Origin of the sequence: Alkalicoccus luteus (genome assembly GCF_012034335.1) — a bacterium.
Classification (GTDB): Bacteria; Bacillota; Bacilli; order Bacillales; family Salisediminibacteriaceae; genus Alkalicoccus; species Alkalicoccus luteus_A.
Genome location: NZ_JAATHJ010000025.1, coordinates 1 through 25,490, shown reverse-complemented (window position 1 = coordinate 25,490; position 25,490 = coordinate 1). Strand labels below are relative to the sequence as shown.

The window sequence follows — 25,490 nt, the reverse complement described above, 5'->3', positions numbered from 1 at the left end:
CCAGCATAAAGGAGCGCTTTCCATGATGATGTTCTGGAAGAAAAAGAAGCTTCACTACCAACTCGTTCAGGATCAGCCGCTGAATACGCCGATCAGCGAGCTCTCGTTTACGGTGTTCGATACGGAAGCTACCGGTTTTTCTGTCGGCAGCCACGACCGGCTGATTGAAATTGGTGCCGTCCACGTGGAACGTCTGAAAGTAACCGACGATACGTTTCAGACGTACGTGAATCCCGGACGCGCCATTCCAGAGCGGATTACGGAGCTGACAGGCATCACCGATGATCATGTGAAGGACGCTCCTGATTCACTGGAGGCAATAGAACGGTTTTATGAGTATATTGAAAAGCATGAGAGCGGCGGTTGGGTGGGGCACTATCTCGCTTTCGATGTCCTCGTTCTGAAGAAGGAGCTGCTTCGCCACAAGTATACGTTTGATGAGCCGCTCTATTTTGACACCCTGGACCTCATTGGCTATCTGGCGCCTTCCTGGGATATGCGCGATCTGGAGCATTACGCACTAAGCTTCGGCACGAAAATATTTGAACGACACAGTGCGGTCGGTGACGCACTGACAACGGCCCATCTGCTTGTAGAACTGCTTCATTATTTAGAGGACCGCGGCAAACGAACGCTAGCCGATCTGATTGACATCACGCAAGGCGAAAACGGAAGCCCCGCCTTTCAGCGCTGAGCTTGCTAAAAAGACCGCCTCTCCCTTTATAAGGAGATGCGGTCTCAGGTTGTTTATAAAGTACTTTCAGGTGAATAACGTTGCATCTGCCTGCATCTACGGACACTCGCTTTCCGGAGGGAACGGGCTTAATCGAGTAGGAGGGGGCGATGAACCCCCGTCCTCTCACACCACCGTACATACGGGTCCCGTATACGGCGGTTTCATGAAAATGATACGTGTTTACGTCAGGAACGATTTTAACCCCATCTTCCGCCAGTAGGCATCGTTTAACGTATGATGAAGCACTGGGCTGCAGGCGATTCGCCAGTAGCCCTTTCTTGTGTTCCCCCATTCATACGCTTTCTGTTTCGATACCCCGAGCGCCCTCAGTTGCCTTACCCTGGTTTTCGGAAGTTTCAACTCCTTCCAACGGATCATTCGCAGCCTACGGCGGATCTGGTAAGTGAGTTTCACGGAGCGTTCTGTTACAATTTCCGGGCGTTGTGTCGCTTTTGCCATCCCCAACGTTGTTTTTGCAGTCAACGCTTGGAGCGAAAAACGATTTATCGGCTGAGTACGTCCCGCGAGAAGCCTGTTTCCGAGTGAAGCCGTGCCCTTCTTCTATATTACAGAAATAGCTGAAGGCAAGCCCCCGGCATGCTAGATATGCGAAGAATGACTGTACCAAAAGGAATAAACATGTAAGCAGATTGACTTTGTAAACAGCCTGACCGCATCTTCCTCTAAAAGGAGATGCGGTCCTTTTCTTCTGTTATTATTTTATGCACCTATTAAATGCAGCAGTACGGCTGTTGCAGATACCGCAATACCTGCGATGAGACAGAATACAAGTGTCGGCTTAAATACTTCGGCATCCCTGCCCTGAATGCCGGCCGTACTCGTACCCAGCACCACGTTCGCCGGGGCGATGGAGTTACCAATCGCACCACCGGTGGACTGTGCAGCAATCGTTGCAGCAAGCTCCAGTCCGTCCATTGATTCCGCCACGTTGCCATGCAGCGGAGCGAAGAGAACGTTGGAGGACGTGTTGGAGGACGTCATGAATGCACCGATGATACCTATAATATTGGCGAGTGCCACATAAACCGGAGGCGTAGAGACAGTCGCAATACCGAGCGCAATCACGGTTGTCTGTCCGGAAGTACCCATGATCTCTGTCATCGTCAAAAATCCGGAAATAGCAAGTGATGCTCCGATTGCATTGCCGAGCAGTCCTTTTCGAATCGTCTTCGTAGCGTCATCACCGAACAGCTTTAGTTTACGGTAATAGAAGACTGCAAAAACAGATGCAAACAGCAAGTATGTTCCCGGATGGGTGAGCGGAGCGATCGGCGAGTACATCGCTTCTGCTTCTTCTTCAAAACCGTATCCGGTTTCTGTTGCCGGGAATGGGAATCCGAATTCGAATTGATCAAGAAACTCGTTTACCTGGGGAATTCCGAGAGCAAGCACCGATACAACCGTCAGCACATAATAAGGCATAAACGCCTTGTGCAGTGAAATTTTTGGTTTTTCGGCTGTGCTTTGCCGCTCCTCTTCCAGTACGTCGGTTTCATCTTCAAGCTCCGTGCGCTCGCTGTATTTTTTACGCCGTGCAAACAAGAGCAGCACGACCATCGCAAGCGTGGCCGGAATAAACGTAGACAGCGTGGCGTTCACCTGCGTTAAGGCAAGCTGACCGCCGCCGTGAATGAGAGAAATAATAATGACTACCCAAAATCCTTCTTTGACGCCTTTCCACTTTGCAAATAAGTAACAAATCATCAGCCCCGCCAGCAGGTTTGGGATCCATAGCAGGATAGATGTATAAAACAGCGTCAGTGCCTGGTCTTGGATTTCAACCGCGTTAATTGTTGCGATCCAGCCGACTGCGAGTGTTCCGAACATGTTAGCCCAGGCGTGGCCAATCAAGGGAATAACAACAGCAGTGACAGGCTTTACTCCAATGCCGATCAGAAGCGGAGCTACAACGGCAATTGGCGCCCCAAATCCGGCGATCCCCTGCAGAAACGAGGCAAATACCCAGCCGAATGCAAGGATGAGAAAGAGATAGTTTTGACTGTGCTCCTGTATTTCTTCACGAATAACCGTAAAGGCACCAGCCTCTTTTGTCACTTGATACAAAAGCAGTGCGGGCCAGACGACAAGTAAAATAAAGAATGCTTCCCAAAGCCCTTTTCCGAAGCCGACGGCAACAGCGTCGAAAGGGGCTTGATAAAGAGTAAATGCAATTAATGTAGCTATCCCCATTGCGATCCAGCCTGCACGCGGACCGGACCAGCGCAGGACAACCAGCATGACCAACAGGAGAACGAGCGGCACAGCCGCCGCTCCCCAGTGAAGCAGGTCAAGAGGTAAATTTTCCTCCATGATGCTCCCTCCTTATTCATACGTTGTTTTTACCAGCTTAGCGCAATACCATCTCCGCGCGGATCCGCTCCAGCTTCATAACACGTGTTCCGGAACAGAACAGCCTGTGCATGCCCCATTTGCTGCGAGTAGCCTGGTGTGATTTCAATTTCGTGGCCGAGGTCTCCAAGAGCAGTTAAAATACTGTCCGGAATTCGTTTTTCCATTTTCAATGAAGAGCTGTCTTCTCCCCACGTTCTTCCATACAGCCAGCGAGGTGCCTCGATCGCCTGCTGAACGTCATAGCCAAAGTCGACAATTCTTGTGAGCAGTGCACACTGCGTTTGCGGCTGTCCTTCGCCGCCCATCGTACCAAACAGCAGGAACGGCTCCCCGTCCTTTAACGCGAGCGCCGGAATGATCGTATGAAACGTTCGTTTACCAGGCTCCAGGCGGTTCGGATGCTCGTTATCCAGGCTGAAAAAAGAGCCGCGGTTCTGAAGCAGAAATCCGCCGTCTGCCATAAATCCGGAGCCGAACTCATGATATATGCTCTGAATCATGGAAACAGCATTGCCTTCAGCGTCGACTGCTGCAAAAAAGGTCGTATCCTTATTCACGGACAGCTCAGGCAGCTGTGGCAGATCAGCAACCGGGTAGGCGCGGTGCAGATCTATCTGATCCACCATCTTTTTCGTATGCTCATCCGAGAGCAGCGATTCGACGGGCACTTGTTCATAAGCAGGATCCGTTACCCACTGGTCGCGGTACGTAAAAGCGACCTTTGCGGCTTCTGCCATCAGATGGTAGTATTCCTTCGTGTTATCTCCAAGCGCCGCTACGGGGAACGACTCCAGTATGTTCAGCATCATCAAGGTCGCAATCCCTTGCGTATTTGGCTGCATTTCGAACACTTCGTACGTATCATGATACGTAGTAGAGAGCGGTTTTTCCCACGAGGATTCATGACTGCGCATATCCTCGATCGTAAGCAGACCGCCGGCACCCTGAAGCGAGCCGGTTACTTGCTCAGCGATTGGTCCAGAATAAAAAGCGTCGGCTCCTTCATCTGCAATACGGCGGAGTGTTTCCGCAAGCTCCGGCTGCTTTAAAATCTCACCCGGCTGCGGCACCTGGCCGTCCGGAAGCAGAACCTCCGCAGCTTTATCGTGCTTCCTGATGACTTCTTGCTTTTCATAGAGAAACCGGCTGAATTTTTCTGTTACCGTAAATCCTGCTTCTGCAAAGTAAATAGCTTCTTCAAACAGCTCCGGCCACGTTAGTTTTCCGTATGCCTGATGAAGCTCCTGCCAAGCGGCAACAGTTCCAGGAACAGTATTGGCTGCAAGGGGACCACGGTCCGGAATTTCCTCGTATCCCTGCTCGGTATAAAATGCACGGGTAGCCTGCTCTCCTGCCCGGCCGCTGCCGTTCAGCGCCTGCACGTCTTCCCCTTTGTTTTTAACGAGCGCAAAAAGATCCCCGCCAAGTCCGGCCATATGTGGATAAACGACGCAAAGCACCGTATTGACTGCTATCGCACCTTCCACTGCATGACCGCCCCGGCGCAGGATCTGTTCTCCTGCCTGAGTAGCGAGATAGTTAGGAGATGTTACTGCTCCTCTCACTCCTTGAACTGGCTTTCTGCCGGTTTCAAAAAACGCTGGGTTTGCTCCTGTGTAATGCTGCATGCTTAGAACCTCCCTTAAAAATTCATTAAAGCCATTGTTCCCATTAAAAAAGTGGGATAAACATGCGTTATCCCACCGTAAATGCCATTTTTCTTCTGCTATGTTGTTTCGATCCAGAATGTGCCGGCTTTCTGATTATTATAATACAACGCCAGTTTATCTCCTTTTTCAACTTTGCCGACTCCTTCCGGTGTACCGGTGTAAAGCAGGTCTCCCGGACCAATTCCAAGAAGCGGGCCTGTAAAATCAACGAGCTCACGCAGTGAAAAAATCATTTGCCCGGGTGAGCCTTCCTGTACGATTTCACCGTTTTTTTCCATACGAAAAGCTGTCGTCTGCCACTGCTTCTCGTCAAATGGAAAAAAAGGACCGACGGCGGCTGAATATTTAAATCCCTTTGCTGTTAGCCAAGGGTGCCGCTTCTGCTTTAATTTTTCCTGACGGTCCCGCAGTGTAAAATCAATGCCTACTGCAGCCTGCCCAATCATTTCCTGAAGCGTTTTTTCCGGGCTGTAAGCCTCTTTAAACAGGACAACAAGCTCCGTTTCATAATGCAGCTCTCCGGCATCAGCAGGCAGATCAAGCGTTTTTTTCGCACCGTGCACGAGGGCATGCGTCGGCTTCATAAACAGCATCGGAGCTTCTGGTATATCGTTGCCTAATTCCTTTGCATGGTCTGCATAGTTCCTGCCTACACAGTAAATATTCCGAATTTCCACGTCTCCCTCACTCCCTGATTTCATATTCCATTCGCTTTGCTGTGCGATGCTTTGCATCCTCTCCTGCAAAGCGCCCGACCGTGTATAAAGAAGCATCGATCCCGGCAGAAATTCCCGCAGCTGTGAGCACCGGTCCCTCATCAACAAAACGAGTATCCTTCAATACCGATACTTCCGGGAATGCGCGCTGCAAGTCGTCCCGGTCCATCCAGTGGGTGACGGCTTCACGTCCATTCAGCAATTCTGCTTCAGCTAAAATAAAGGCCCCTGTACAGACAGACATAACAAGCTCAGCTGTTTTCGCCTGCTGCTTTACAAAATGGAGCAGATCTTTATTGTATACCTCATTGTCTGTCGCTCCATGACCGCCCGGAATGATAAGAATATCAAGCGGTGGGCACGCCTGAATCGATTTTTCTGTTTCAATGCGCAGCCCGTTTTTTGCAGCAGTCAGTCCCCCGCGGTAGGAAAGCGTAATGACATCAAACAATTTGTTGCCGGACTCATCCTCGGCAAGTGAAAAAACCTCATATGGCCCTGCGAAATCAAGCACTTCCACGTCTTCAAACAAATATATTCCGACCTTCCACTTTCTCGTCATCACGCTGCCTCCTTTTAAAAACGTAAGTTGTTCGTATTATATCAACGGCTGGAAGCATGGAAGTAATCTTAAATGGCAAAAAACCCGCCTCCGGTTCTCGTAAGGAATCGGCTGATCCGGCGGGCATTTCGCTGTTTTTCTATTTTACAGCAGGCTATTCTGTCATGTCTTTCGTTACGTAGCCTTCTGTCTGTTTAATTTTTTCTACAATAGCCTGCTTGTTTTCCTCAGGAGCTTCGAACTCCAGTACATAATCTGCATGAGAGCCTTTATCTGCTGTCATCGTCTCCCGAAGTTTCGAGAGCGATTGAAAAATGCCAGGGTGTCCGCCCTGTCCGGTAGCTGAGCCGCCGCTGATTCCTGCTGCCGGAATAACCACGATTTCTTTGCTCCCATCTTCCGGGACTCGCTCTACCCGCTCGTTGTTAATTCCGAACTTTTTTAAGCTCGCAGACAGTGATTCAGCATCGTTCTCATTTTGAAAGTACACCGACATTTTTATCGTCATTTATGTCACCCTTTCTGCATCATTATCAACCTTTTCCCAGCATTTAATGGTTCAAAACTATTTCCCGGGAAATACGCTGCTTTTACAGATTCAATGCCATTCGGATCGTTAACGGTACCGGCTCTTGAAGGCTTCTCGTAAGAAGCCTGTGTCCGAGTGAAGCCTCATAGCCGTTCGATCCTGAACGGCATGAAAAGCGCGTGCGGAGTCGGATCGGGTCTTGAAAGCTTCTCGCGAGAAGCGGTGTCCGAGTGAAGCCTCATAGCCGTTCGATCCTGAACGGCATGAAGAGCGCGTGCGGAGCCGGACTAGCTTTTGAAGGCTTCTCGCGAGAAGCCGGAGTCCGAGTGAAGCCGCGCCGTTCTCCCTTCATACAGTGGTTTACCCTGAGAAATAGCTAAAGGTAAGCCCACGGCAGGCTCGGTAAACAGAGAGGAACTACAACCAAACGAATATACATGTAAGCTGATTGACTTTGTCAACAGCTTAAAAGAGCCCGGCCAAAGCCGGGCTCTTTCCAGAGTGTTGATAAAGTCATTTTAGGTGAATAAGATTGCATCTGCCTGTATCTGCGGACACTCGCTTTCCGGAGGGAACGGGCTCAGCTAACCGATTCCTCCTGCTGTCCGCCGGATCTTCGCCTCGTTCTGATCCTCCCGGAGTCGAGATCCTTCGATGTCGGCAGCCGATCGTACGTTTCACGTGCCTGGCTATAAAGGCACGATCGGCTTCCATACGGATAGAATCTTCCCGATGAGACGTATCGATGTTAAAGAGGGCTGCCAGTCCTTCATCGAATTCATGATAAACGGGAAAAAAGCAGTTACGTCTGCCTGTTGTGACATTATTCTCCAAAAAGCCAAGCTGTTTTCCCGATGTGTCCGGCGGAGACGCCTGTGGAATCAGCGCAGTCTGAAGATTCAGTGCCGTTCAGATCTGCGAACGGCATCAACGCACGAGCGGAGCCGGACTGGGTCTTAAAGGCTTCTTGTAAGAAGCCTGTGTCCGAGTGAAGCCGTGCCTTTCTTCCCTTCATACAGGGTCCCCCTGAGAAATAGCTGAAGGCCAGCCCACGGCAAGCTTCCGCCGGTAAGCAGAGAAAAATGCAATCAAACGAATAAACATGTAAGTTAACAGAGTCTTTCAAGATCAATCCTGCATCGATTCAAGTACGTCGAGTACTTCGTTAACATTTTCCCCAGGCAGGTAATCAATTTCTTTTGTGAGTTCATTTGAGTCTGGATTTACAGCCAGGTATCCACGGTAAATCGTCTGATCTTCTTCAATAAATTCGTGTGTAAAACCGAATTCCCCTTGTACGTCTGTTAATAGTTCAAAATCCAGATTGTACTGATCTGCGACTACCTGATGGGCTTCCGGCGGATCCGGACTGATTCCGTACACGTTGAAACCAGCATCTTCAATATCGTCCAGTGATTCGTTCAGCTCAACTAGCTGAGAAAGGCAGATACTTCAGTTGACTCCGGTAAAATAATAATAAAGATCCGCCCGGTCATCCGTGAATATCTCTGTCTCACTTCCTGCTGTAGATGGGAAAGCAAGCTGATAGTCTTCCGGATTGTATGATTCTGTGTCCGGATTGTCCGCAGAGCAGGCCGCTGTCAGGCCTAGAGCGGCAAGTACAGCCGTTATTTTTTTCATTCGTTCGCATCTCCTTTCTCTTGCAGATGGTGGAAAATACCACCTGGTTCAAAAAAACGGTCGGTTCGTCTTTCAACCGCATCATTTTTAACGAGAGGCGGAGCGTGATGCGGCTTTTTTCTTGCATCAATAATCATCTGATCGCATCCCCAATGTTTAAAACGGAAATGTTCATTAACACCGCTTATGTCATGAGACGGATTGCTACGCGTGAACACCGACCAGAGGAAATTGCTCGTTTCGGCTGCGGTAAAGTCCGCGTCGTCAACGATAACAATCATCGGCAGTGTATCATCTGCACCTGCTTTTGTCAGCTGTTCGGCAAGCTGTTCAGCATCTTTCCCATCTGAATAGCTGCCAATGTCAACTGCTGCAACTCCAGCCTGAACAAGCGCTGTCTGCTTTACCATCGTTTGCTCGTTTAATGTTTGCGGAACAGTCGTTGCAAGCTCACGCCGCTTGTCACCATAGGCAGCCGCGATCACCTTGCTTCCGGTATTTAAGCCGGTACCGCTGTAGTCGAGCGTGTCGATGGTTGTCTCCGTCTGAAAATGAAGATCCCGCTGCAGATCAATCCTCTCCAGAACATATTCGAGGAATCCTGCTTCTTCATGGGTGGATACAGCATCCTCTCCTGCCGTGATGAATAAATACTTTGCCAGGCTCAGCTGGCCGGTTCCGAGAATACGGTTCGCAATCGTTAACAGCTCTGCCGGCCGCTTTGTTTGCTGATAAGGCGTATAGCGTTCACTGCCGATCGCAAACAGCAGCGGATGAACTCCTGCTGCATCTACTGCGTGTACTTCTTTGACACCCGGAATTTCCTGACGAACCGCGTCTCCGGTCAGCTCGTGGATCATGGCACCGAATGCTGTGTCCTCCTGCGGCGGCCTGCCGACGACAGTAAACGGCCAGATCGCATTTTTGCGGGCATACACGTTTTGAATACGCATCAGCGGAAAATCATGCGTCAGGCTGTAGTAGCCGAGGTGATCACCAAACGGCCCTTCCGGCTTTGTTTCATCTGGATAAATATCTCCGGTAATGACAAAATCGGCATCATTGCTGACAGCATAGCCGCCACTGTCATAGCTGTAGCGGAAGCGCCTGCCCGCGAGCAGTCCTGCAAATGTCATTTCACTCAGCCCTTCCGGTAGCGGCATAACAGCTGACAGCGTATGAGCGGGAGGCCCTCCAATGAAAATACTGACTTTGAGCGGCTCTCCTTTTTTCACAGCCTTGGACTGATGAACGCCGATCCCCCGGTGGATCTGGTAATGCATGCCGGCTTCCTTGTTAAGTTCAAACTCATTGCCGCTCAGCTGCACGCGGTACATGCCGAGGTTGGCATTCATGATGCCGGGCTTCTCCGGATCTTCTGAATAGACCTGGGGCAGCGTAACAAAAGCGCCACCGTCCTCCGGCCAGTGTCGAATCAGCGGAAGCTCGTCAATCGATATTTGCTGAAACCCGACTGGATCAAGCGTCTTTCGTTTTAATGGAAGCGCATTAGTGGCAGCGATGCCTGACGTTACGTGTTTCCACGGTTTTTTCAGTGCAGCCGCCGGATCATTACGGACCTGCATCACGTTTTGAACGCTGCCAAGCGTGCTGCGGAATAAAAAACGGCATCGTTCCAGCGTGCCGAACATGTTCGATACAGCAGGAAACGGACTGCCCTTTACACGCTCAAACAAGATGGCCGGTCCTCCCTGCTCAAATACACGCAGGTGGATCGATGCCATCTCCAGATCGGGATCCACCTCTTCCTTAATACGTATCAGGTGCCCGTGTTTTTCCAAATCTAGTACGGCGTCTTCCATGCTCTGATACATCCTGTCTCCCCTTTCCTTCTTCTCTGCTATCCAGTTTACCGGATTTCTTCGGTAAAACCGCGTGTTTCCTGCGACAATTTCGTTACAGGTTTCGCGGTCATCTCTATAAAAAGACCTTTAGCAAATGTACGCATGACAACCGGTCGGAACCCGTGGGAGCACAGCATCCTTCCCGTTGGACGGTCCAGTCGGCATCCTCCGCACATCTTCTCCCATGCCGGAGCAGCCCGCATGAACCATTCCTTTCTCGTCCGGTCCTCCGGCAGCACGTGCTCCAGCAGCAGAAGCGTTCCTTCCGGCTTCAGTACACGCTTGATTTCCCTGATCGCTTCTTCCTGACTTTCTACGGTACAAAGCACGAGCGTGCACACGACGGTATCGAAGCTGTCTGTCTCAAACGGAAGCATTTCTGCTTCTCCAGCCACGACGCGGATTGCTGCATCTGCTCTCAGCATTCTGCTGAGGGATTTATTGCGGAGGCCGTCATCCGGCTCTAATGCCGTCACCTGCAGCCCGGGTACATAGTAAGGAAAATTAAGCCCAGTTCCTGAGCCCACTTCCAGCACACGTCCGTCTGCCTGACCGACAAGGCGTTCCCGCAGGTCCTTCAGCAGCAGTTGGTCAGCTGGCTGCATAATAAGATCATACAGCTTTGTAAATAACGTCACGTTGACGGCCTCCTCTCTGTCGTCCAGTATACCAGATTCCTGCTGTCTGTCCTTCAAGGGCGATTTCTGATAAAATAAGCGGCAGAGCCAGAAGGAGCTGATGAGATGCTTGGTGCACTTATTTTCACGATCACAATGTTTATCGGCTGGACGTTGTTTGATTACATCAAACATAAGAAACTGATGAAGGAAAACGTTTTGTCCGGTCTGATCGCCTCGATTGTAGCGGGTGTAGTCTGGTACATTCTTTTCGTCATCTTTTAACAAAAATGAAAAAAGGGCTTGCATCTGTTTAAGCTTCTGACGTATAATCATTTTTGTGAGCCGATAAGGGGCATTAGCTCAGCTGGGAGAGCGCCACGCTGGCAGCGTGGAGGTCAGCGGTTCGAGCCCGCTATGCTCCACCATACATACGTTATTAAAGCAGGATTGTCATCGTTGGAAATTCTGCTTTTTTTATGTTGGCGTCTCGGACAACAAAGAATCCCGATTTCCTGACTGCAGGAAATCGGGATTCTCTACGTTCTTCTGCGTGTTCGCTTAAACCGGCTCCGCTCTTTTCCCTGAAGCAGCGGTTCCCTTGCTTCAGCAGCTGCTGCCCGGGACGCTTTTGTCGCCTCATTGTCGATTACGATCCGTCCGCAGCTTCCGTCTGTTTCAGACACATCCACGAGCAGACGATGACCCTCCTGCACGCCCGACGGCAGCCGTGCAAGCGGCAGATCAAGCTGCCTTTGCTGCTCTTCCAGTAAAACAACTGCGGTCCGGCCGTCAACAATGCGGTCTACAACACCACTGCATGTTTTCATCATGGTACACAAGCCGTCCCTTCCTCTTTAATATCAGCCAGCCTGCCCGCTGCAATGCCGTCAATCCGCTCCATGTCTTCCAGAGAAGAAAACGGTCGTTTCTCGATCAGCTCGGCAGCTCGCGCTGGTCCGATATGCACAATTTCTTCAAGCGCTTCAGAAGAAGCCTCGTTAATATTAATACAGCCGTCCGGCGCTTGTGTGTCTTCATCTTCTTCGTTTGAAGCCTGCTGTTCATCCGCTTCCTGCTCTTCCGCTGCTTCGTCGTTAGCAGGAACATCCGGATCTCCATCTTGTTCTGTTTCCAGATTGTACGTCTCGCCATCAGTCGTAACCACTATCGTGCCGTTTACATCCGTCCCATACAGATCAGCTTCGTAATCTTCAACACGCTGGAGCACCTCAGCATGCGGATGACCGTAGCTATTGTTTTCACCGGCAGAATAGACGACCGTTTCAGGGTCAACTGCCTCTAAAAAAGGCTGGGTCGTAGACGTATCCGATCCGTGATGACCGAGCTGCAAGATGTCCGATTTCACGTCTTCCCCTCGGTCCAGCATCATTTGTTCGGCACTGTCTTCTGCATCTCCGGTTAATAAAATCGAGACATCTCCATACGTAAACTGCATGGTAAGCGATCCATCGTGCAGATCACCGGTAAGCTCCGCCGGATGCAGAACGTCGATCTCGAGTGCACCTATATCAAAGCTGTCGCCGGCGCGAGGCTCCTCATAAACCGGGACGTGCCGTTCAATGGCATCCATGACGCGCATAAACGTATCAGAAGTCGCTTCATCGCCGGACATCCATGCCTCTTCCACCGCAATGCCGCTTTCCAGGATTTTATCCATCTGTCCAATGTGATCGGCGTGCGGATGGCTGCCAATCATCACCTGCAGCTCCTCCACCTGCTTATCCTGTAAGTAATGAAGGGCATCCGACCGGTTCCAGTTGCCCGTGTCAAATAAGACGTGATACATATCGCCTTCGTATTCATGGCTGAAAAGGGTGGCATCTGCCTGGCCCACATCGATAAAATGAACCGAAAGCTCACCGTGAGGTTCAGCAGCAAGTTCTTCGTTCCCCGCACTGTTGTCTTCTGCTGTATTCTCTGCTGCGTCTTCCTCTTCAGCAGCTTGTTCATTCTCTTCCGGCTCATTCTCTTCTGAAGCATCATTCGTTTCAGAGTCGTTGTTTTCTGCGGCTGATTCTTCTGAAAGATCAGCTTCTGCCTCTTCTTCCATATTCGTGCTGTCGTTCTCTGCCTCAGCTGCATTGTTCGTTTCCTCTACTCCCTGCTGTTCCGTTCCACATGCTGCCAACATCAGTAAAATCGCTGAATAGAAGATCCATGACCGAACCAAGTCTGTGCTCCCCCCTCAAAATGAGTAGTAAGCTTTAGTGTATCATGCAAGCCTTATGCAGGAATTATCCGCGCTTCGATTCATATCTCTGCTGTACTTGATCCCGCAGCTCCCGCTTCAGGAATTTTCCAACTGATGTTTTTGGAATGTCTTCCATGAACAGCACATCATCCGGCAGCCACCATTTAGCAAATCGCTGTTCTAAATGGTGCAGCAGCTCTTCTTTATTTTCCTCACGATCTTCATGCAGCACGACACACGCGACCGGTCTTTCCTGCCACTGCGGATCCGGTACGGCAACAACGGAGGCTTCAAAAACATCTTTATGTGCCATCAGCTCGTTTTCCAGATCGACAGAGGAAATCCATTCTCCGCCGCTTTTAATCAGATCCTTTGTACGGTCGACAATTTTTATCGTACCTTCCCTGTCAACGGTACAGACGTCACCTGTATGAAGCCACCCGTTGCGGAATGTTTCTTCCGACCGGTCATCCTTATAGTAGGAATCAGCAATCCACGGTCCGCGCAGCAATAGTTCACCCATTTCCTCATCATCCCAGGCAACATCCCCGCCGCTCCCGCGGACTTTCATTTCCACGCCGGGAACGGGCAGTCCCTGTCTCGCACGGATTGCGAGCCTGTCATCTCCAGTCAGCTCCTGCTGATGGCTTTTTAATCTTGAAACGGTTACGAGCGGACTCGTCTCTGTCATGCCGTATGCGTGCAGGAACGGGACATCGTATTTTTCTTCAAACGTGCGGATCATTCCGGCCGGAGCTGCAGATCCGCCGCAAATAACAGCCCGCAGTGAAGAGACGTCATAGCTCCCTTCATCGAGCTCCTTTAATAAGGCAAGCCAGATGGTCGGAACCCCGGCTGTAACAGTGACCTTTTCGTCCTGCAGCATCCCTGCAAGCAGTCCAGGTGTAAACCGCGGGCCCGGCAGCACTTGTGTCGCTCCCATCCACGTTGAAGCATAAGGGAGCCCCCAAGCGTTTACATGGAACATCGGCACGACTGGCAGCAGCGTGTCCGACTCCGACAATGCCGCTGAATCAGCGAGAGACAGGCTCATGCTGTGGAGGACCGTGGAGCGGTGGGTATAGACTACTCCCTTCGGATTTCCCGTCGTCGCTGACGTAAAGCACATCCCGGCCGGATCCGTTTCTTGAATGTCTTCTGGGAAACGAAATTCCGCATCTCCGTCTGCAATCCACTCTTCATAGGAATACACGGAATCTATTTTTGTTTCAGGGAGCGGATCGTCTGTCATTACAATCACCGATTTAACCGTCGTCAGCTTCTCATACACGGCTTCCACAAGCGGCAGAATATCCGCATCGACAAACAACAGCTCGTCTTCTGCGTGATTGATGATATAGACGATATGCTCTGGTGAAAGACGGATATTAATCGTATGTACGACGGCTCCGACGGCAGGAAGAGCAAAGTACAGCTCCAGGTGGCGATGATGGTTCCAGGCAAGCGTTCCGGCCTTCTGACCTTTCTGCAAGCCTGACTTCTGCAGTTTTGACGCAAGCTGTCTCGTCCGTCGTCCGATCTCCCGGTACGTCAGCCGGTGAACCTTCTCCCCGGTTCGAGAAATCACTTGCTTTTCCGGAAATAAGTTCTCCGCCCTTTCAAGCATTGAAGTTATTAATAAATCTCCGTGCATCATAAAGCATCCCTCCGTTACTGAATAGTCGTTCATTTCAATCTTAACAGAAAGCGCTTTCAAAAATCTACAAGTTGTCTGAATAGTCAGTTCTGATTTAACATAAAGGAATAAGAGGAGGGGACAGCATGGATGATCAGGTGACAGCTATTATGAACCAGATAAATAATCGCCGAAAGAAGAGGCTGTCAGTCGGCATTGACGGCCTTGCCGGTGCCGGAAAATCACACCTGGCCTCCTTGCTTGCAGACTATCTGCGGCGCGACAGCGTTCCTGTAACGGTGATTCACCTGGACGATCTGATTACGCCAAGATGCTGCCGCTATCATACAGGTCACGAATCCTGGTATGAATATATGTATTTGCAGTGGAATGTGACGCAGTTGAACGCTGCTTTGTTTGAGCCCTTACGCGACAACAAACGACAGCTGAGACTTCCTTTTTATCAATGGGAAACAGATGCAATTGTTTTCAAGCAAATCCAGCTCCCACCTGCCGGAGTCATTCTATTAGACGGCATTTTTTTGCAGCGGCCGGAGTGGCGGGACAAGCTTGATTTAATTGTTTATCTGACGTGCCCGGTCTCTGTCCGACAGCAGCGTGTCCTGAACCGCGATGCGTATATCGGTACTCCGGAAGAACGGCTGTCTAAATACGAGCATCGCTACTGGCCGGCAGAAGCCCACTACATCCAGACGTGCCGACCAGAGCAGGCGGCGGATCTCGTCGTATCATGTGAAGCGCCGCTTTTATAAGCCGGCACGTCCAAGGAGGCCGCGGCCGAGATAGAATTGAACATGTTGAGACGAAAGTTGAATGTTTGCCCGCCGCAAATGATGCTTTTTTCGTTATAACAGTCTCATGTTCATGTTCGTGAACACTTGCCGGGCGAGGTTAACGCATTTGCGGCTGAGGTTGATGATTTTTCGGAGGCAGGTTAACGCTTTTGCCTCCATAGTTGAACACTTTCGCCATCACACATGTTAACTAGAGAGCAGACATGCTGCGGCTTTTTTTGCTCCAAGTACACTACCTGAACCGTCCAAAACTTTTCGCCAAAAGCTGCTTTCGCTTACAAAAAAACGGTCCCGTCTGGCTTCAGACGGGACAAGGTAAACCGTTATTTACATATCTTTCAGGCGCTGTTCCAGGCTTGCTTTTTCTGCTTCAAAGCCCGGCTTGCCTAGAAGAGCAAACATGTTGCGCTTATAATCTTCTACACCCGGCTGATCAAACGGATTAACGCCGAGCAGATAGCCACTCACGGCACATGCTTTTTCAAAGAAATAAAGCAGGTAGCCGAAGTGATATTCTGTGAGTTCGGGAATGTCGATGATCAGGTTCGGAACACCGCCGTCCAGGTGTGCAAGCAGCGTACCTTCATACGCTTTATCATTTACAAAGTCCATCGTTTTTCCGGACAAGTAATTCAGGCCGTCAAGATCCTGTTCGTCACGCTCAATCGTCATTTCCTCCTGCGGCGTACCGACGTTCAGCACCGTTTCAAACAAGTCTCTCCGGCCGTCCTGTACGTACTGGCCGAGGGAATGCAGGTCCGTTGAGAAGTCTGCGGCTGCAGGGAACAGTCCTTTTCCGTCTTTTCCTTCACTCTCTCCGTAAAGCTGCTTCCACCACTCCCCTGTAAAATGAAGCGCAGGCTCGTAGTTGACCATCAGTTCGATCAAATAGCCTCGCTGATAAAGGGCCTGACGCACAGCCGCATACTGGTAAGCTTCATTCTCCTTCAGACTGTCGCTCTCATAAGCCGTGCGCGCATCTGCTGCTCCCTGCATCATCGCGTCTATATCGAGCCCTGCAGCTGCGATCGGCAGCAGGCCGACAGCTGTTAAAATGGAGAAGCGCCCGCCGACGTCATCCGGAATAATGAAGGACTCATAGCCTTCTTCCGATGCCAGCTGCTTTAACGCTCCTTTTTCTTTATCGGTCGTTGCATAAATGCGGCGTCGTGCTTCCTCAACGCCATACTTCTTCTCGACATAATCCCTGAAAATACGGAAGGCAATCGCCGGCTCCGTTGTCGTTCCGGATTTGGAAATGACGTTGATCGATACGTCTATGCCTTGAATCGCATCGAGTAGATGCTTGGCATACGTGGAGCTGATGTTATTGCCGACGAAAAATACCTGCGGCGTCTTGCGTTTCTCGCCGCTCAGCTCATTGTAAAAGGAATGCGTCAGTGCTTCGATCGCTGCACGGGCTCCCAGATACGAGCCTCCGATGCCAATAACGAGAAGCACGTCGGAATCAGATTTGATTTTTTCGGCTGCCTGCTTAATCCGGGAAAACTCATCTTTATCATAGTTGACGGGAAGATCCATCCAGCCTAAGAAATCACTGCCTGCTCCTGTACCTTCATGAAGTGCCTTATGAGCTGCAGAAACGGCATTCTGCTGAAAATCGAGCTCATGCTGGCTGACAAACCCTGCTGCTTTTGAATAGTCGAACGAAATGGTTTTAGACATTGTAGTCTCCTCCATACTCATTTTTACTTCCACTTAACACTTTAGTAAAACCGCCGCCAAGTTGCAAGCGCCCGCCGGGTTGTAACCGCTGTCAACAAGTCATTTGCAGTGAAAAGCCGCTGAAAATGAATTCAGCGGCTTTTGAAACACTATAGCGAGGCGCGTAAAATCGCGAGCACATCATCTTTTTCGAGCTTATTAAAGTTCCCGAACGGTCCGTTGATCATCGCTTTGTCAGCCATGTCCTCGAGACGGGAATCATCAATGTCGTAATCAGCGAGACGGGCAGGTGCACCAAGGTTCTGCCAAAACTCCTCCAGTCGCTGAATGCCTTCTTCAGCAAGCTCAGCATCCGACTTGCCTGCCGGGGTAATTCCCCAGACACGTTCAGCCAGCTGAACAAGCTTCTTCTGCCCAAGCTTCTTATGGTGACGCATCCACTGCGGGAATAAGATGGCAAGCCCTCCAGCGTGCGGAATGTCATACACAGCTGAGACGGCGTGTTCGATATTGTGGGACGCCCAGTCTCCGCGGGTCCCCATCTGAAGCGTGCCGTTCAGCGCAATCGTACCGGAATAGAGCACCGTTTCACGCTTTTGCAGGTCCTCCAGATTATTTACAAGGCCGGGTGCTTCGTCGATGACGGTGCGAAGTACGGCTTCACACATTCTTTCCTGAAGCGGCGTATTGTCCTGCGGATGAAAGTACTGCTCCAGCACGTGCGTCATCATATCAACCACGCCGTATATCGTCTGATCCTTCGGCACGCTGAGCGTGTTGCCGGGATCCAGTATAGAAAATGCCGGGAACACGAGCGGGCTTCCCCAGCCGTACTTCTCGTGTGTTTCCCAGTTCGTAATAACCGAACCGGAGTTCATTTCCGAGCCTGTGGCAGCGAGTGTCAAAATTGTTCCGAATGGAAGTGCCGCTTCCGGCTTCGCCTTCTTCGTGACAAGATCCCACACATCGCCGTCATATTTAACGCCGGCCGCCATTGCTTTTACTGCATCAATTACGCTGCCGCCTCCTACAGCAAGCAAAGCATTCACTTGGTTGCTGCGGGCTTTTTCTATCCCTTTACGAACCGTATCGACACGCGGATTCGGTTCAACGCCGGCCAGTTCATGCACGGTAAAGCCATTGTCGTTTAATATTCCCATCACTTCATCGTAAAGTCCGTTTTTCTTTATACTTCCGCCACCATAGACGACCATCACATTTTTACCGAGAGCTCCGAGCTGATCTGCGAGCTGTTCCTGTACCTGTCCCTGCCCGAAAATGAGCTTCGTCGGATTTTGATACGTAAAGTTTTCCATTGCAGCTGTCACTCCTTTAACTGATTGCGATCACTCATTCATTATCCCGAATTCATTCTGGAGATGCAACGAATCTGACTGACGCAAAAAAAGCACCGTCCGGAGACAGTGCTTTTTTCGGTGGAAGTGCCGGACGAGCCGGCGTTCCTTAAAGAAAAAGACAGGAACTTACTTTTTAATGCGCTTGTTAAGATCAGCCTGAATTTCGTTGGACTGCTTGAGCCAGTCCTTCAGCTTATCTTCCAGCGTGTTGAAGCCCTGCGGCTGGCTCTGCTGGCTGTTGCCGCGCTTTGGTCCGCCGCCGCCCTGGTGGCGTGGACGCTCTTGACGTTCCGGCTTCGGCTGTGTCTCTTTAATAGAAAGAGATATTTTACCAGAAGCTTCATCAACAGAAAGAATCTTGACTTTAACAGTGTCCCCTACAGACAGCTCGTCATTGATATCCTTCACGTAACCGTGTGCAATGTGGGAAATGTGTACAAGACCCTGCTTTTTTTCGTCCAGTGCAACAAATGCACCAAAAGGCTTGATTCCTGTAACTTTTCCTTCAACGATACTTCCAACTTCGTATTGACCTGACATGAAAACAACTCCTAAATATTTTTTAACTGTGTAATTATAACACGGATTTTGTTAAAAAACAAAGGGCTTTACCCTTCCTTTTTTATCGTGTTCATAAAGACCGCAATCCGGTCTACAGCCTCCTCCAGCTGGGCCATCGAAGCCGCATAGGAACAACGGATGTGACCTTCCCCGCCCTCACCGAAAACGTGTCCCGGCACGACGGCAACGTGCTGTTCGAGCAGCAGCTGTTCAGCAAACTGTTCCGAACTCAGACCGGACGCTTTGATCGAAGGAAACGCATAAAACGCGCCGCCCGGAGTATGACAGGAAAGGCCTGCCTCCCTCAGTGATTTCACGAAGAAGTTCCGGCGCTGTCTGTAGCTTGTAATCATTTCTTCCATTTCCTGGCGTCCATTCGTTAACGCTTCAAGCGCTGCATACTGAGCCATTGTTGAAGCACACATCATTGCATACTGATGAATCTTCAGCATCGCAGCTGCATAGGCGGCAGGCGCACAAACGTAGCCGACGCGCCAGCCAGTCATCGCAAATGACTTGGAAAAACCGGAAATTAAAATTGTTCTCTCCTTCAACCCATCGATCGCTGCCGTGCTGACGTGCTCCTGATCGTAGGAAAGCTCAGCGTAAATTTCATCCGACAGCACAACCAGATCATGCTCGATGATAAAGTCCCTGAGCTTTTCTAAGTCTTCTCTGCCCATTACCCCTCCGGTAGGATTGTTCGGAAACGAAAGCATGATCGCTTTAGTCTTTGGCGTGATCTTCTCCTGAAGCGTCTCAAGCGTCACCTGGAAATCGTCCTTCATAAATGTGGGAACGGGTATCGGCTGTCCACCTGCCATCGATACGAGCGGTGCATAAGAGACAAAGCATGGCTCCACAATCAGCACGTCATCGCCAGGATCAACCACGCTCCGCAACGCAATATCAATTCCTTCACTCGCTCCGACCGTCACGATCACTTCGTCCTCCGGTCGGTAGCTGACGTCGAAGCGCTCCTCCATATAATCACTGATGGCTTCACGAAGCTCGATCAGGCCGGCATTTGCCGTGTAGGAGGTCCTTCCTGATTCAAGAGAGTGGATGCTTGCTTCCCTGACGCTCCACGGTGTTGTAAAATCCGGTTCTCCGACTCCGAGGGAAATGATGTTTTCCATCGATGAGGCCATGTCGAAAAAACGGCGTATCCCGGATGGCTGAATACTCTCAACCGCCCGGGAAAGCTTCGCTTCGTGTTTTTTAACCTGCGTCATGGCGATACCACCATACGCGGATCTTCATCATCATCCTCTTCAAACATAATTCCGTCGTGCTTGTATTTTTTCAACTGAAAATGTGTCGTCGTTGAGATGACGGAGTCGAGCGTCGAGAGTTTTTCAGATACGAAGTTGGCAATCTCCGACATCGTTCTGCCCTCCAGAACAACAGAAAGGTCATATGTACCTGACATCAGGTAGCATGCCTTTACTTCTTTAAACCGGTAAATTCGTTCAGCCACTTCGTCAAAGCCGACACCGCGTTTAGGTGTCACCTTCACATCAATCATGGCTGTGACCATTTCCGTTCCGGACGCCTTGGTCCAGTCAATCACAGCTGAGTACCCTAGAATAACGCTTCGCTTCTCCAGATTTTCAAGCATCAGTTTCACTTCATTAAGCTGTATATCCAGCATTTTCGCCAATTTTTCTGCCGGCATCCGACCTTCTTTCTCAATCAACAGCAGCAGTTCCCTTTCTTTATCCGTCATGAATAGTCCCTCCTCAATGTCCCTATTCTACACCAGCGTGTGCAACCATTCTAGGTCTCAGACTGAATTGTTCGAATAATCAATCCGTTGTACTTTTCTTGCGTCTGCCAAACAGTAAATAAATGATTGGGCCAAGAAAGTTAATGAAAATAATAATCAATATCCAGACAAGCCTGCGTTCTTTCGTCATGTCCTGGCGGATGCAAAGTACCAGCGCCAGGAGTGTAAGCATGAACTCCAACAGGACAAACGGGGCAATCAGCTCCCAGTTGACCGCTTCAATTCCTTCCATTAATTTCCCTCTTTTCCTCAATAAATGGTATGATGAAGGCACCAACCGCCACTATCGTATCTTGTTTCTACTCAAAAAACCAGAGCCGGATGAAACTTTTCCAACTCTTCATACGTTAATCTATCAGACTCGATGAAAGGATGAAGCGACATGAAAAAATCTGGAGCATTGCTCTGCTTTGCCGGTTCGGTCGGACTGCTGGCAGCGTGCGGCACCGATGAGAGCGCGGAAGACGTTCTCATACAATCAGCAGAAACGATGGAGGAAGCGGATTCCTACCGCGCTGACAGCATCATCGATCAGCAGATTGAAGCACAGGGCGAAACAATGAACATTCACGCCGAAAGCAGCATGAATATCACGAATGATCCAATGGCATTCTTTCAGGAAACGACGATGACAATGGAAGAGATGGACGATACGATGGCCTATAACTCCTACTTTCACTCGGAGGATGGTTTTTACATGGAGGATCCGATGACCGGCGAATGGATGAAGCTTCCGGACGACAGCATGAATGACATGCTCTCCATGGCAGAGGCTCAGACAAGCCCAGAGCAGCAGCTTGAACAGCTTCGCGACTATGTTTCGGATGTCGACATGGAAGAAATTGATGATGAGTATGTGATCCATTTTTCCGGTGAGGAAATCGATGCCGAAGAGCTGCTTGAAAGCACAGGCGGAGCTGGAATTGACGGCTTCGATGAAATGATGATGATGATGGAAAACATTGATTTTGAAGACTTTGCTTATACCGTGCACATTAATAAAGACACGTATTATCAAACCCGTGGTGTAATGGATATTACGATGTCCATGGAAATGATGGGAGAAAAGGCTGTCATGCAGCAAAGTATGGATATGAACATGTATGACTTTAACGAGGTAGACCCAATTGAAATTCCACAGGACGTACTCGACAACGCAGAAGAAGTCGATGACGCCGGAATGGGCGGAATGTAACAAATCATAAAGAGCGGCCCGGAGGATCACCTCCCGGCCGCTCTTTTAACGCTTCTGTCTTTACAGGTTCAGAACGAGTACCTTATCGCGCAGCATGGAATCAATGCTGCGGCCGATACCTTGAACGCCCTGTCCGGAGTTTTTCACGCCGAGGAACGGGAAGTGATCCGGTCCGCGTGACGTTTTACCGTTCACCTGAACAGTACCAACATTCAGCTTGTCAGCAATCGTAAAGGCATTTTCCAGATTCTTTGTGAAGATACTGGCCTGAAGACCGTATGCATTGCGGCGCTCCAGATCAATTGCCTCCAGCTCATTGGAGATACGGATAAATGGAAGCACTGGTCCAAACTGCTCTTCCCATGCTACCTCCATATCCTCTGTCACGTTATCAAGAAGCGTCGGTCCGAGAAGGTTTTGGTCCTGAATGCCCTCATGAACGACAGTAGCACCTTTCTGCTTCGCATCATCGATAAGTGATACGACAAAGTCAGCAGATTTCTGGTCGATCATCGGTGTTATATCCGCATCATCAGAAGATGGTCCGACCTTCAGAGCCGCAACACGCTCCTTCACTTTAGCAACGAGCTCATCTGCGACTTCATTTACAACCATTACACGCTTAATAGCCGTGCAGCGCTGACCGGAATAGCTGAGCGCACCGCTCACAATTTCTTTGGCAGCTTTATCAAGGTCTGCATCCTGCAGCACAATCGCAGGGTCTTTTCCTCCAAGCTCAAGCACAACCGGAATCATGGACGCCTTCTTGGCGATATGCTGTCCGGTAGCCGTTCCGCCGGTAAAGGTGATCATGTCAATTTTCGGATGTGTAACAACGAAATCACCAATCACGGAGCCACGTCCCGTTACAACGTTAAGAACGCCTTCCGGAAGTCCGGCTTTCACAAGAGCTTCCACCATCAGCAGTCCGCTGACAGCCCCCTGTGTAGCAGGCTTAAATACAACTGTATTTCCTGTTATAAGCGCAGGAGCAATTTTAGATGCCGCCAGGTTCACAGGGTAGTTAAATGGGGCAATCGCAAGCACCACACCGTGAGGCACCTTTTGCACCATTGCTTTAGTCGACTTTGAGGCACCAGGAAAGGCATCGCCCTGAATAAAGCTTCCATGTGTGCGCAGACCCTCTTCAGCCGTGTGACGAATCAGCTGAGCGGTACGCTTTACCTCGCTCTTCGCTGCAGAGAGCGTCTTGCCCACTTCTTTATGAATCATGTCACCAATTTCATCCGTCATTTTTTCAAGCTCCTGAGCCCAGCGGTGAAGCAGTTCAGATCGTTCCGTTCCGTCAAGTGCTTCCCAGTTCGGCTGTACATCCGCAGTTTTCGCAACTGCCGCATCTACCTCAGCCTGGCTTAATGCCGGAATTTCCCCAGTCACTTCCTGATTATCCGGAGAGTAAATCTTGACAGTTTCTCCACTCTTGCTTCCAACCCACTTGTTATCCAGCAGGGTATGAAACTTTTTATCGTCTTGACGTAATGCCATGTTTACTCACACTCCGTTTCGTAGTTTAGCCCTCTAAAGAGGTAATGTTGTATATTAAACCACGTGAAAACATTTACAAACAAGTGCTTTGCTCAAGAAAATAACGAATCGCATGTGTTTTATTTGAGCACAATCTACTAGATGGCAACAAATCTGACAAACTGGATGCGCTTACAATCCTTTCAACCTCTTTCTGCTGCTGTGTTTAAGCTAAATCAGCTGATTCAATTCTCTATTCAGGATTGTATATCCATAATCATCCATTAATTGCAACATGTCAGTGAATCTGCCATTTTATCTCTTCTGTAAAAGCCATTCACATATCGATCTGTTTGGAAGAAAAATAGCCGGATCTTGAAGCGTTCATCGCTCAAATTTTTACTTCAGACAACGAAATAGATACCACAACTATCTTTTGCTCCTATGCGTGAACGAATCTAAACCAGCTGCCTGAGCTTGCACTTTAAACAATCTGGGAGGAAGGTGAAAACCTTCTGTTCTTCAGTTTCAGACTGCTCATGAAAATCAGTCGGCAGCCGACTTAACTGTGAAACACGAGAAAAAAAGCCTTCTGCATGCGCAGAAGACTTGTCATATCAATACATGGTGAGCCATGAAGGACTCGAACCTTCGACCCTCTGATTAAAAGTCAGATGCTCTACCAACTGAGCTAATGGCTCGGAATATGGTGACCCGTACGGGATTCGAACCCGTGTTACCGCCGTGAAAGGGCGGTGTCTTAACCACTTGACCAACGGGCCTAAAATGGTGGGCCTGAGTGGACTCGAACCACCGACCTCACGCTTATCAGGCGTGCGCTCTAACCAGCTGAGCTACAGGCCCCCACCAAAAAAGACATAAAAATGGAGCGGGTGATGGGAATCGAACCCACATCATCAGCTTGGAAGGCTGAGGTTTTACCACTAAACTACACCCGCATCAGGCAAACTATCCAATTGTAATGTAAATGGCGCGCCCGAGAGGAGTCGAACCCCTAACCTTCTGATCCGTAGTCAGACGCTCTATCCAATTGAGCTACGGGCGCAAATATCTGGAGCGGGAAACGGGATTCGAACCCGCGACCCCCACCTTGGCAAGGTGGTGCTCTACCACTGAGCTATTCCCGCATATGTGATCAAAAAATGGCAGGGCTAGCAGGATTCGAACCTGCGAATCACGGAATCAAAATCCGATGCCTTACCGCTTGGCTATAGCCCTAAATATAAAATGGGGCGGTTGATGGGAATTGAACCCACGAATGCCGGAATCACAATCCGGTGCGTTAACCACTTCGCCACAACCGCCTTAATAAGTATGTATGGCAGGGGTAGCAGGAATCGAACCCACATCAAAGGTTTTGGAGACCTTCGTTTTACCATTAAACTATACCCCTGTGAAGTTGGTGGAGGGGGAGAGATTCGAACTCCCGAACCCGAAGGAGCGGATTTACAGTCCGCCGCGTTTGGCCAACTTCGCTACCCCTCCACGTATAAAAATGGCGGTCCCGACGGGAATCGAACCCGCGATCTCCTGCGTGACAGGCAGGCATGTTAACCGCTACACCACGGGACCAGTATAATAAAAATCACTGAAAAAATCAATGGCGGAGGAGGAGGGATTCGAACCCCCGCGGGCTTTGACACCCCTGTCGGTTTTCAAGACCGATCCCTTCAGCCAGACTTGGGTACTCCTCCAGAACATTGGTAGCGGCGGAGGGAATCGAACCCCCGACCTCACGGGTATGAACCGTACGCTCTAGCCAGCTGAGCTACACCGCCGCAAATATAAGTATTCAAATTAAAAATGGTGGAGCCTAGCGGGATCGAACCGCTGACCTCCTGCGTGCAAGGCAGGCGCTCTCCCAGCTGAGCTAAGGCCCCATATAAAAAAGATCCAGCAACGTCCTACTTTCGCAGGGGGAGAGCCCCCAACTATCATCGGCGCTGGTGAGCTTAACTTCCGTGTTCGGCATGGGAACGGGTGTGACCTCACCGCTGTCGCTACTGGATTGTGAGCGTAC

At 50.0% G+C, this 25,490-nt stretch carries 23 protein-coding genes, 15 tRNA genes, 1 rRNA gene and 1 pseudogene; 5 read left to right on the top strand and 35 right to left on the bottom strand.

The window, feature by feature from the left end; genetic code table 11:
- The first annotated feature begins 28 nt into the window (after window positions 1-28).
- The gene (locus HCN83_RS13615) at window positions 29-694 is read left to right on the top strand and encodes a 3'-5' exonuclease (protein ID WP_425483628.1); all 666 of its coding nucleotides are present in this window, start codon (window positions 29-31) and stop codon (window positions 692-694) included.
- Window positions 695-916: 222 nt separating this feature from the next.
- On the opposite strand, the pseudogene HCN83_RS18460 reads toward HCN83_RS13615, so the two are convergent.
- From HCN83_RS18460 to HCN83_RS13565, 10 genes and pseudogenes are all read right to left on the bottom strand, one after another.
- A pseudogene (locus tag HCN83_RS18460) lies at window positions 917-1,132 on the bottom strand (group II intron reverse transcriptase/maturase); the annotation flags it as partial.
- A 324-nt stretch (window positions 1,133-1,456) separates the two neighbouring features.
- Complete coding sequence (locus tag HCN83_RS13605) at window positions 1,457-3,067, bottom strand: L-lactate permease (protein WP_168008228.1); 1,611 nt, start codon at window positions 3,065-3,067, stop codon at window positions 1,457-1,459.
- A gap of 29 nt (window positions 3,068-3,096) precedes the next feature.
- Window positions 3,097-4,737: a gamma-glutamyltransferase gene (gene ggt / locus HCN83_RS13600; RefSeq protein ID WP_168008226.1), complete on the bottom strand. Its 1,641-nt coding sequence runs from the start codon at window positions 4,735-4,737 to the stop codon at window positions 3,097-3,099.
- 98 nt (window positions 4,738-4,835) lie between these two features.
- Window positions 4,836-5,456: a fumarylacetoacetate hydrolase family protein gene (locus HCN83_RS13595; protein WP_343033734.1), complete on the bottom strand. Its 621-nt coding sequence runs from the start codon at window positions 5,454-5,456 to the stop codon at window positions 4,836-4,838.
- Window positions 5,457-5,463: 7 nt separating this feature from the next.
- Complete coding sequence (locus HCN83_RS13590; protein WP_168008222.1) at window positions 5,464-6,057, bottom strand: DJ-1/PfpI family protein; 594 nt, start codon at window positions 6,055-6,057, stop codon at window positions 5,464-5,466.
- A 154-nt stretch (window positions 6,058-6,211) separates the two neighbouring features.
- On the bottom strand, window positions 6,212-6,565 hold the full coding sequence (locus HCN83_RS13585; RefSeq protein WP_168008220.1) for a ribonuclease E inhibitor RraB: 354 nt from the start codon (window positions 6,563-6,565) through the stop codon (window positions 6,212-6,214).
- A gap of 1,149 nt (window positions 6,566-7,714) precedes the next feature.
- Window positions 7,715-8,035 carry a redoxin domain-containing protein gene (locus HCN83_RS13580; protein WP_168008269.1) on the bottom strand — a complete coding sequence of 107 codons (321 nt, stop codon included), beginning with the start codon at window positions 8,033-8,035 and terminating at the stop codon, window positions 7,715-7,717.
- 3 nt (window positions 8,036-8,038) lie between these two features.
- Complete coding sequence (locus HCN83_RS13575; RefSeq protein ID WP_168008218.1) at window positions 8,039-8,227, bottom strand: hypothetical protein; 189 nt, start codon at window positions 8,225-8,227, stop codon at window positions 8,039-8,041.
- Window positions 8,224-10,062 (bottom strand): UbiD family decarboxylase, encoded by a 1,839-nt coding sequence (locus HCN83_RS13570; RefSeq protein WP_168008216.1) that lies wholly within the window; start codon window positions 10,060-10,062, stop codon window positions 8,224-8,226. The genes HCN83_RS13575 and HCN83_RS13570 overlap by 4 nt, the downstream gene beginning before the upstream one ends.
- 35 nt (window positions 10,063-10,097) lie before the next feature.
- A complete protein-coding gene (locus HCN83_RS13565) occupies window positions 10,098-10,730 on the bottom strand; it encodes a methyltransferase domain-containing protein (RefSeq protein ID WP_168008214.1) in 633 nt (210 codons plus the stop codon).
- A 105-nt stretch (window positions 10,731-10,835) separates the two neighbouring features.
- Between HCN83_RS13565 and HCN83_RS13560 the strand changes: the two genes are divergently transcribed.
- Complete coding sequence (locus tag HCN83_RS13560) at window positions 10,836-10,994, top strand: hypothetical protein (protein WP_168008212.1); 159 nt, start codon at window positions 10,836-10,838, stop codon at window positions 10,992-10,994.
- Between the two features lie 67 nt (window positions 10,995-11,061).
- Window positions 11,062-11,137: transfer RNA gene (locus HCN83_RS13555), tRNA-Ala, on the top strand.
- A 111-nt stretch (window positions 11,138-11,248) separates the two neighbouring features.
- Here HCN83_RS13555 and HCN83_RS13550 read toward each other — a convergent pair.
- The 3 genes from HCN83_RS13550 to HCN83_RS13540 form a co-directional block, all read right to left on the bottom strand.
- Window positions 11,249-11,542, bottom strand: coding sequence for a DUF3006 family protein (locus HCN83_RS13550; protein ID WP_168008210.1), 294 nt, complete (start codon window positions 11,540-11,542; stop codon window positions 11,249-11,251).
- A complete protein-coding gene (locus HCN83_RS13545) occupies window positions 11,539-12,903 on the bottom strand; it encodes an MBL fold metallo-hydrolase (protein ID WP_168008208.1) in 1,365 nt (454 codons plus the stop codon). Before HCN83_RS13545 ends, HCN83_RS13550 begins: the two co-directional genes overlap by 4 nt.
- 64 nt (window positions 12,904-12,967) lie before the next feature.
- The gene (locus HCN83_RS13540; protein ID WP_168008206.1) at window positions 12,968-14,581 is read right to left on the bottom strand and encodes a long-chain fatty acid--CoA ligase; all 1,614 of its coding nucleotides are present in this window, start codon (window positions 14,579-14,581) and stop codon (window positions 12,968-12,970) included.
- Window positions 14,582-14,706: 125 nt separating this feature from the next.
- Between HCN83_RS13540 and HCN83_RS13535 the strand changes: the two genes are divergently transcribed.
- Entirely contained in the window at window positions 14,707-15,333 is a 627-nt protein-coding gene (locus HCN83_RS13535) for a uridine kinase (protein WP_168008204.1), read from the top strand.
- 369 nt (window positions 15,334-15,702) lie between these two features.
- Here the strand turns inward: HCN83_RS13535 and HCN83_RS13530 are convergent, their stop codons facing one another.
- From HCN83_RS13530 to HCN83_RS13505, 6 genes are all read right to left on the bottom strand, one after another.
- Window positions 15,703-17,061: a glucose-6-phosphate isomerase gene (locus tag HCN83_RS13530; RefSeq protein ID WP_168008203.1), complete on the bottom strand. Its 1,359-nt coding sequence runs from the start codon at window positions 17,059-17,061 to the stop codon at window positions 15,703-15,705.
- A gap of 149 nt (window positions 17,062-17,210) precedes the next feature.
- A complete protein-coding gene (locus HCN83_RS13525) occupies window positions 17,211-18,377 on the bottom strand; it encodes an iron-containing alcohol dehydrogenase (RefSeq protein ID WP_168008201.1) in 1,167 nt (388 codons plus the stop codon).
- Window positions 18,378-18,545: 168 nt separating this feature from the next.
- Complete coding sequence (yugI, locus tag HCN83_RS13520) at window positions 18,546-18,959, bottom strand: S1 domain-containing post-transcriptional regulator GSP13 (protein ID WP_168008199.1); 414 nt, start codon at window positions 18,957-18,959, stop codon at window positions 18,546-18,548.
- A 68-nt stretch (window positions 18,960-19,027) separates the two neighbouring features.
- Window positions 19,028-20,215 (bottom strand): aminotransferase, encoded by a 1,188-nt coding sequence (locus HCN83_RS13515; RefSeq protein WP_168008197.1) that lies wholly within the window; start codon window positions 20,213-20,215, stop codon window positions 19,028-19,030.
- The gene (locus HCN83_RS13510) at window positions 20,212-20,709 is read right to left on the bottom strand and encodes an Lrp/AsnC family transcriptional regulator (RefSeq protein WP_168008195.1); all 498 of its coding nucleotides are present in this window, start codon (window positions 20,707-20,709) and stop codon (window positions 20,212-20,214) included. Before HCN83_RS13510 ends, HCN83_RS13515 begins: the two co-directional genes overlap by 4 nt.
- 79 nt (window positions 20,710-20,788) lie before the next feature.
- Window positions 20,789-21,001, bottom strand: coding sequence for a PLDc N-terminal domain-containing protein (locus HCN83_RS13505; RefSeq protein ID WP_168008193.1), 213 nt, complete (start codon window positions 20,999-21,001; stop codon window positions 20,789-20,791).
- A 150-nt stretch (window positions 21,002-21,151) separates the two neighbouring features.
- On the opposite strand from HCN83_RS13505, the gene HCN83_RS13500 reads away from it, so the two are divergent.
- On the top strand, window positions 21,152-21,964 hold the full coding sequence (locus HCN83_RS13500; RefSeq protein WP_168008192.1) for a DUF6612 family protein: 813 nt from the start codon (window positions 21,152-21,154) through the stop codon (window positions 21,962-21,964).
- Window positions 21,965-22,024: 60 nt separating this feature from the next.
- Here the strand turns inward: HCN83_RS13500 and HCN83_RS13495 are convergent, their stop codons facing one another.
- The 16 genes from HCN83_RS13495 to rrf all read right to left on the bottom strand — a co-directional run bounded on the left by HCN83_RS13495 (window position 22,025) and on the right by rrf (window position 25,478).
- Window positions 22,025-23,470: an NADP-dependent glyceraldehyde-3-phosphate dehydrogenase gene (locus HCN83_RS13495; RefSeq protein WP_168008190.1), complete on the bottom strand. Its 1,446-nt coding sequence runs from the start codon at window positions 23,468-23,470 to the stop codon at window positions 22,025-22,027.
- A 604-nt stretch (window positions 23,471-24,074) separates the two neighbouring features.
- A tRNA-Lys gene (locus tag HCN83_RS13490) sits at window positions 24,075-24,150 on the bottom strand.
- A 6-nt stretch (window positions 24,151-24,156) separates the two neighbouring features.
- Window positions 24,157-24,231: transfer RNA gene (locus HCN83_RS13485), tRNA-Glu, on the bottom strand.
- Between the two features lie 5 nt (window positions 24,232-24,236).
- A tRNA-Ile gene (locus tag HCN83_RS13480) sits at window positions 24,237-24,313 on the bottom strand.
- 21 nt (window positions 24,314-24,334) lie between these two features.
- Window positions 24,335-24,408 (bottom strand) — tRNA-Gly (locus tag HCN83_RS13475).
- A 30-nt stretch (window positions 24,409-24,438) separates the two neighbouring features.
- Window positions 24,439-24,515 (bottom strand) — tRNA-Arg (locus HCN83_RS13470).
- Between the two features lie 7 nt (window positions 24,516-24,522).
- A tRNA-Gly gene (locus HCN83_RS13465) sits at window positions 24,523-24,597 on the bottom strand.
- A 16-nt stretch (window positions 24,598-24,613) separates the two neighbouring features.
- Window positions 24,614-24,688 (bottom strand) — tRNA-Gln (locus HCN83_RS13460).
- A gap of 10 nt (window positions 24,689-24,698) precedes the next feature.
- Window positions 24,699-24,774, bottom strand: a tRNA-His gene (locus HCN83_RS13455).
- Between the two features lie 15 nt (window positions 24,775-24,789).
- Window positions 24,790-24,863: transfer RNA gene (locus tag HCN83_RS13450), tRNA-Trp, on the bottom strand.
- A 7-nt stretch (window positions 24,864-24,870) separates the two neighbouring features.
- Window positions 24,871-24,955 (bottom strand) — tRNA-Tyr (locus HCN83_RS13445).
- Window positions 24,956-24,966: 11 nt separating this feature from the next.
- Window positions 24,967-25,042, bottom strand: a tRNA-Asp gene (locus HCN83_RS13440).
- A 29-nt stretch (window positions 25,043-25,071) separates the two neighbouring features.
- Window positions 25,072-25,164: transfer RNA gene (locus HCN83_RS13435), tRNA-Ser, on the bottom strand.
- 7 nt (window positions 25,165-25,171) lie between these two features.
- Window positions 25,172-25,248: transfer RNA gene (locus HCN83_RS13430), tRNA-Met, on the bottom strand.
- Between the two features lie 26 nt (window positions 25,249-25,274).
- Window positions 25,275-25,350 (bottom strand) — tRNA-Ala (locus HCN83_RS13425).
- 11 nt (window positions 25,351-25,361) lie between these two features.
- Window positions 25,362-25,478: ribosomal RNA gene (gene rrf / locus HCN83_RS13420) — 5S ribosomal RNA — on the bottom strand.
- Window positions 25,479-25,490: the final 12 nt, after the last annotated feature.

Excerpts from the sequence above, each read along its gene's own strand:
- HCN83_RS13615 (WP_425483628.1), top strand. The coding sequence starts at position 29 with ATGTTCTGGAAGAAAAAGAAGCTTCACTACCAACTCGTTCAGGATCAG.
- HCN83_RS13605 (WP_168008228.1), bottom strand. The coding sequence starts at position 3,067 with ATGGAGGAAAATTTACCTCTTGACCTGCTTCACTGGGGAGCGGCGGCT.
- ggt (WP_168008226.1), bottom strand. The coding sequence starts at position 4,737 with ATGCAGCATTACACAGGAGCAAACCCAGCGTTTTTTGAAACCGGCAGA.
- HCN83_RS13590 (WP_168008222.1), bottom strand. The coding sequence starts at position 6,057 with ATGACGAGAAAGTGGAAGGTCGGAATATATTTGTTTGAAGACGTGGAA.
- HCN83_RS13585 (WP_168008220.1), bottom strand. The coding sequence starts at position 6,565 with ATGACGATAAAAATGTCGGTGTACTTTCAAAATGAGAACGATGCTGAA.
- HCN83_RS13575 (WP_168008218.1), bottom strand. The coding sequence starts at position 8,227 with ATGAAAAAAATAACGGCTGTACTTGCCGCTCTAGGCCTGACAGCGGCC.
- HCN83_RS13570 (WP_168008216.1), bottom strand. The coding sequence starts at position 10,062 with ATGTATCAGAGCATGGAAGACGCCGTACTAGATTTGGAAAAACACGGG.
- HCN83_RS13560 (WP_168008212.1), top strand. The coding sequence starts at position 10,836 with ATGCTTGGTGCACTTATTTTCACGATCACAATGTTTATCGGCTGGACG.
- HCN83_RS13550 (WP_168008210.1), bottom strand. The coding sequence starts at position 11,542 with ATGATGAAAACATGCAGTGGTGTTGTAGACCGCATTGTTGACGGCCGG.
- HCN83_RS13540 (WP_168008206.1), bottom strand. The coding sequence starts at position 14,581 with ATGATGCACGGAGATTTATTAATAACTTCAATGCTTGAAAGGGCGGAG.
- HCN83_RS13535 (WP_168008204.1), top strand. The coding sequence starts at position 14,707 with ATGGATGATCAGGTGACAGCTATTATGAACCAGATAAATAATCGCCGA.
- HCN83_RS13530 (WP_168008203.1), bottom strand. The coding sequence starts at position 17,061 with ATGTCTAAAACCATTTCGTTCGACTATTCAAAAGCAGCAGGGTTTGTC.
- HCN83_RS13525 (WP_168008201.1), bottom strand. The coding sequence starts at position 18,377 with ATGGAAAACTTTACGTATCAAAATCCGACGAAGCTCATTTTCGGGCAG.
- yugI (WP_168008199.1), bottom strand. The coding sequence starts at position 18,959 with ATGTCAGGTCAATACGAAGTTGGAAGTATCGTTGAAGGAAAAGTTACA.
- HCN83_RS13515 (WP_168008197.1), bottom strand. The coding sequence starts at position 20,215 with ATGACGCAGGTTAAAAAACACGAAGCGAAGCTTTCCCGGGCGGTTGAG.
- HCN83_RS13510 (WP_168008195.1), bottom strand. The coding sequence starts at position 20,709 with ATGACGGATAAAGAAAGGGAACTGCTGCTGTTGATTGAGAAAGAAGGT.
- HCN83_RS13505 (WP_168008193.1), bottom strand. The coding sequence starts at position 21,001 with ATGGAAGGAATTGAAGCGGTCAACTGGGAGCTGATTGCCCCGTTTGTC.
- HCN83_RS13500 (WP_168008192.1), top strand. The coding sequence starts at position 21,152 with ATGAAAAAATCTGGAGCATTGCTCTGCTTTGCCGGTTCGGTCGGACTG.
- HCN83_RS13495 (WP_168008190.1), bottom strand. The coding sequence starts at position 23,470 with ATGGCATTACGTCAAGACGATAAAAAGTTTCATACCCTGCTGGATAAC.